The following is a 4,271-nucleotide window of genomic DNA, read 5'->3' on the forward strand; positions in this document are numbered from 1 at the left end:
CACCCGAATAGACCCCTACTGCCTACTGCCTACTGCCTACTGCCTACTGCCTACTGCCTACTGCCTACTGCCTACTGTTAGCCCAAATCACGGAGCACCACTATGACGATCGCCTTCATCGGCCTAGGGAACATGGGCAATCCGATGGCCGCCAACCTGGTCAAGGCGGGGCATGCGGTGAATGGTTTCGACCTTGTGCCGGAGAACCTCAACGTCGCCAAAGAACAAGGCGTGACGATCATGGCGAATGCCTTGGCCGCGGTGAAGGATGCCGACGTGGTGATCACCATGTTGCCTGCGGGCAAGCATGTGCTGTCGGTCTATGAGGACATAGCGCTCAAGGCGAAAAAGGGCGCACTATTCATCGATTCCTCGACCATCGACGTCGAGTCAGCCCGCAAGGCCCATGCCGTCGCCAGGAAGCACGGGCTGTCGTCGATCGATGCACCGGTCTCGGGCGGCACCGGCGGTGCCGCGGCCGGCACGCTGACCTTCATGGCCGGAGGCTCCGATGACGCCTTTGCAACTGCCGAGCCGATCCTGAAGCCGATGGCCGGTCGCATCGTCCATTGCGGCGGCGACGGCGCCGGCCAGGCGGCAAAGATCTGCAACAACATGATCCTCGGCATTTCGATGATCGGTGTCGCCGAAGCCTTCGTGCTGGCGGAAAAGCTCGGCCTGTCACACCAGGCGCTGTTCGACGTCGCCTCGACCTCCTCCGGCCAGTGCTGGTCCTTGACCACCTACTGCCCGGTGCCCGGGCCGGTGCCGACTTCGCCCGCAAACAGGGACTACAACCCAGGATTTGCAGCGGCACTGATGCTGAAAGACCTGAAATTGTCCCAGGAAGCCGCGCATGGTGCGGGTGCTGTAACGCCGCTTGGTGCCGAAGCAGCCCAGCTCTATGCCTTGTTCAACGCCCAGGGACATGGCGGGGTCGATTTCTCCGGCATAATTAATTTTCTCAGGGGTAACCCAGCGTAACCCCCGGATTTTTCCGGTTTCCTTGGGTGGAAAAAGTGCAAATTTAGATTTGCTTAAGCTCTCGATAACTCCGCGGTAACGATGTCCCTATAAAACGGACTGCGAGGCGGACATATCTCATCCGCCCGGCGCTCCGGATCAGGTCTCGCGTACCGGAGCCCGTAAGTTTCGACAAGTGCCATAAGTTTCGCAAAGTGTTTGCGTAGCGAAGCGCCATGCGTATCTGGCAAAGCCGCGTTCCTGATGGAGCGCGGTTTTTGCATTTTGCCCTGCAGCACGTTTTGAGACATCGATAACCCGGAACTGTACTCCGGGATGCCTCACATGCGCCCGCGGGCGCCTTCCGGATCATAGGGCGAGTCGGCGATCACCTTGGCCGCGCGGCGCTCGCCGAGGATGGACACCTCGAGCTCGGTGCCGGGCGACACAAGTGCCAGGGGCAACAGCGCAAGTGCGATGTCGTGACCGAAAGTGTAGGAGTAGCCCGCCGAGGTGATGTGGCCGACGAGCTCGCCTTCGCGGTAAACGCCCTCGAAGGCGAACGCGCTCGCACCATCCGTATCGATCGACAACGTGGCGATCCGGCGTGTCACCTGCTTCTGTTTTGCGACCAGTGCCGCGCGGCCGATGAAGTCCCCTTTGTCGAGGCTGATGAATCGGTCGAGGCCGCTTTCCCAGGCTGACAATTCGGGGTTCATGTCGCGATACATGGCGCGGTAGGATTTATCGAGACGAAGCGATTCCAGCGCTTGAAGTCCGGCCAGCCTCAGCCCGTGTGCCTCTCCCGATGCCAGGAGCGCATCCAGCAAATGCCGCTGATAGCAGAGAGGATGATAGAGTTCCCATCCCAGTTCGCCCGAATAGTTGACGCGCAGGAGCCGTACGTCGCTGGCCATGCCGACGGTGCCGGACTGCACGCTGAACCATGGAAAGGCTTCATTGGAGAGGTCGATCTCCGTCAGCGGCTGCAATATGTCGCGCGCCTTCGGCCCCACCACCGTGAAGCTGCCGCGATCCTCCGTGACGTTGCGCAGATGCACGCTGCCGTCCTTCGGCAACAGCCGGCTGAGATCGTCAAGGTTCCAGCGCTCGGCGCGCGGCGTCGATATGAGATAGAACAGCTCGCTCTGCAGCCGCGCCACCACATATTCGGCCTGCACGCAGCCGGCCGGCGTCAGGTGATGGGCAAGAGCTACGCGACCGGGACGAGGCAGCCTGTTGGCCAGGATTCCGTCGAGCCAGTCCTTGGCGCCCGGCCCGCTAACCTCGAACTTGGTCATGGGAGTCATCTCGACCAGCCCAACGGCCTGGCGGACAGCCTGAACCTCCGCGGCGACGTGGTTCCCTTTGGGGGTCCAGCGCCAGCTGTAGACATTGCGCGCTTCGACACCGGCAGGCGCAAACCAGCTCGGCATCTCCCAGCCGTTCAACACGTCCCACACCGCGCCGAGCTGGCTTAGGCGATCATAGGACGGGGCCGTTTTCTGCGGTCGCGCCGCCGGCATGTCCTGGCCAGGATAGTGCTGTGCGGCGTGGGTGCCCCAGGCTTCCCGGACCTTTGCCCGGGTCCAGTTTTTGTTTGCATAGTGGCCGAACCGACGGGGATCCAGCTCCGTCGTGTCGATGCTGTTGCCGCCCTCCACGATCCGTTCGGAGAGGTAATAGCCAATCGCACCGCCCCAAAGGATGCCTCCCGGCACCCCTTCGGCGAGCCAGACATTCTCCAGACCCCACGCCTGTCCCATCAGCGGCAGTTCATCGGCCGTCATCTGGAAAGGTCCTCGCACATTCCGCTTGATGCCGGCGCGTCCGAGCGCGGGGACCAGTTCGGTCGCACGTTCCCAGTTCCAGGACACGGCATCGAAATCCTCATCGAGCAGATCGGCGCCGAACCATTCCGGGACGCCGTTTTCAGCGAACAGCTTGAGCTGCTCGGTGCGCTCGTAGGGACCGAACATCAGCCCGTCGCCTTCTTCGCGCAGATAGCCCTCGTAACCCTCGTCCCTGAGGATCGGCATTTCCGGAAGACCAAGCCGCTTGCGTTCCACAATTTCGGGGACCGCCTCGGTGATCCAGTACTGATGCAGGATCGGGATCGCGGGAATGTCCAGGCCAAGCATGGCGCCGGTCTGGCGGGCGTAATTGCCTGTTGCAAGGATGACATGTTCACAGACGATCTCGCCGCGTGAGGTCTTGACCCTCCACTCGCCGCTCGGCATGCGTTCGAAGCCCACAACCTCGGTATCGAGATGGATCTTCGCGCCACGGTCGCGTGCACCCTTGGCCATGGCCTGGGTGACATCGGCGGGTGCAATGTGGCCGTCATCGGGATGATAAAGGGCACCCAGCATGCTGTTGTTGTCGAGCAGCGGCCAGATTTCTCGCGCTTCCGCGGGCGATACGATCCGGGCCCGCACACCCTGGACCTCGGCAACGTCCATGTAGCTTCTGTACTCGTCCAGCCTGTCGCGCGTGTTGGCAATGCGCAGCTGGCCGCATTTGTGCCAGCCGACGTTCTGGCCCGTCTCCGCCTCCAGCCCCTCATAGATTTCGATCGACCTGGCGATCATGCGGCCGACATTGCGGCTGCGCGCGTAAGAAGGGATGAGCCCCGCGGCATGCCATGTCGACCCGGCCGTAAGCTGCGTTCGCTCCAGCAATGCCACATCGGTCCAGCCGCGCTTTGCCAGGCCGTAGAGAATGCCTGCACCCACACAGCCGCCACCGACCACGACCGCACGAAAGGAACTCACCATATGCGCGTGCCCTTGTATGAAATTGCCACCGGTCCACATGAACGCATGCGCATACTGTCAGACAGCATCCGGCTTTTCAGCATATTTCCTTGTCTGGAACGCAGCAGTGGTCACCCGACTGTTGGGCCACAAAGCCGGCCGAACTGTCAGCCTTCGCGCCCGCGTTTAGGCTGCTTCTTTGCGTTTTGCCCTGCTATATTCCGATTGCAGCATTCGGGATCGGGACATGATCTTCGTTGATCAGCACGATCGGCGCGTCGGCTCCTTCGACCCTGACGACCAGCAGGCGCAGGCTCCATGTGCCGGCTGTCCGGACAGCGGTCGAGTAGGCCGTGCCCTTGCCCTTGGCGCCGTGGACCGGAATGCCGAACTGGGCGTCGCCGGCCCCATTCGCATTGACGTTGAGATGGCCGCCGACCCAGAAACTGTCGGTCAAATCATCACCCAACGCCGCCTTGACGCGGTCGTCGGCGCGAAGCCTGTCCATCGTCATGTGGTAGGCATCGCTGCCTTTCAGGACGTAGGGAATGA

At 62.0% G+C, this 4,271-nt stretch carries 3 protein-coding genes; 1 reads left to right on the forward strand and 2 read right to left on the reverse strand.

Going from position 1 to position 4,271, the window contains the following annotated elements; all coding sequences use genetic code 11:
• Nucleotides 1-102: 102 nt before the first annotated feature.
• Nucleotides 103-984 (forward strand): 3-hydroxyisobutyrate dehydrogenase, encoded by an 882-nt coding sequence (mmsB, locus tag EN906_RS24740; RefSeq protein ID WP_127269795.1) that lies wholly within the window; start codon nucleotides 103-105, stop codon nucleotides 982-984.
• A 320-nt stretch (nucleotides 985-1,304) separates the two neighbouring features.
• On the opposite strand, the gene EN906_RS24745 is transcribed toward mmsB, so the two are convergent.
• Together EN906_RS24745 and EN906_RS24750 are read right to left on the reverse strand one after the other, a co-directional pair.
• Nucleotides 1,305-3,740 carry an FAD-dependent oxidoreductase gene (locus EN906_RS24745; RefSeq protein ID WP_127269793.1) on the reverse strand — a complete coding sequence of 812 codons (2,436 nt, stop codon included), beginning with the start codon at nucleotides 3,738-3,740 and terminating at the stop codon, nucleotides 1,305-1,307.
• A gap of 193 nt (nucleotides 3,741-3,933) precedes the next feature.
• Nucleotides 3,934-4,271 (reverse strand): cytochrome c oxidase assembly factor Coa1 family protein (locus EN906_RS24750; protein WP_245484328.1); only part of this gene is annotated, 338 nt, incomplete at its 5' end.

The organism is Mesorhizobium sp. M7A.F.Ca.CA.004.06.1.1 (genome assembly GCF_003999135.1).
Lineage (GTDB): Bacteria > Pseudomonadota > Alphaproteobacteria > Rhizobiales > Rhizobiaceae > Mesorhizobium.

Bases quoted from the DNA above. Each gene is read 5' to 3' on its own strand.
- mmsB (WP_127269795.1), top strand. From the start codon at position 103: ATGACGATCGCCTTCATCGGCCTAGGGAACATGGGCAATCCGATGGCC.
- EN906_RS24745 (WP_127269793.1), bottom strand. From the start codon at position 3,740: ATGGTGAGTTCCTTTCGTGCGGTCGTGGTCGGTGGCGGCTGTGTGGGT.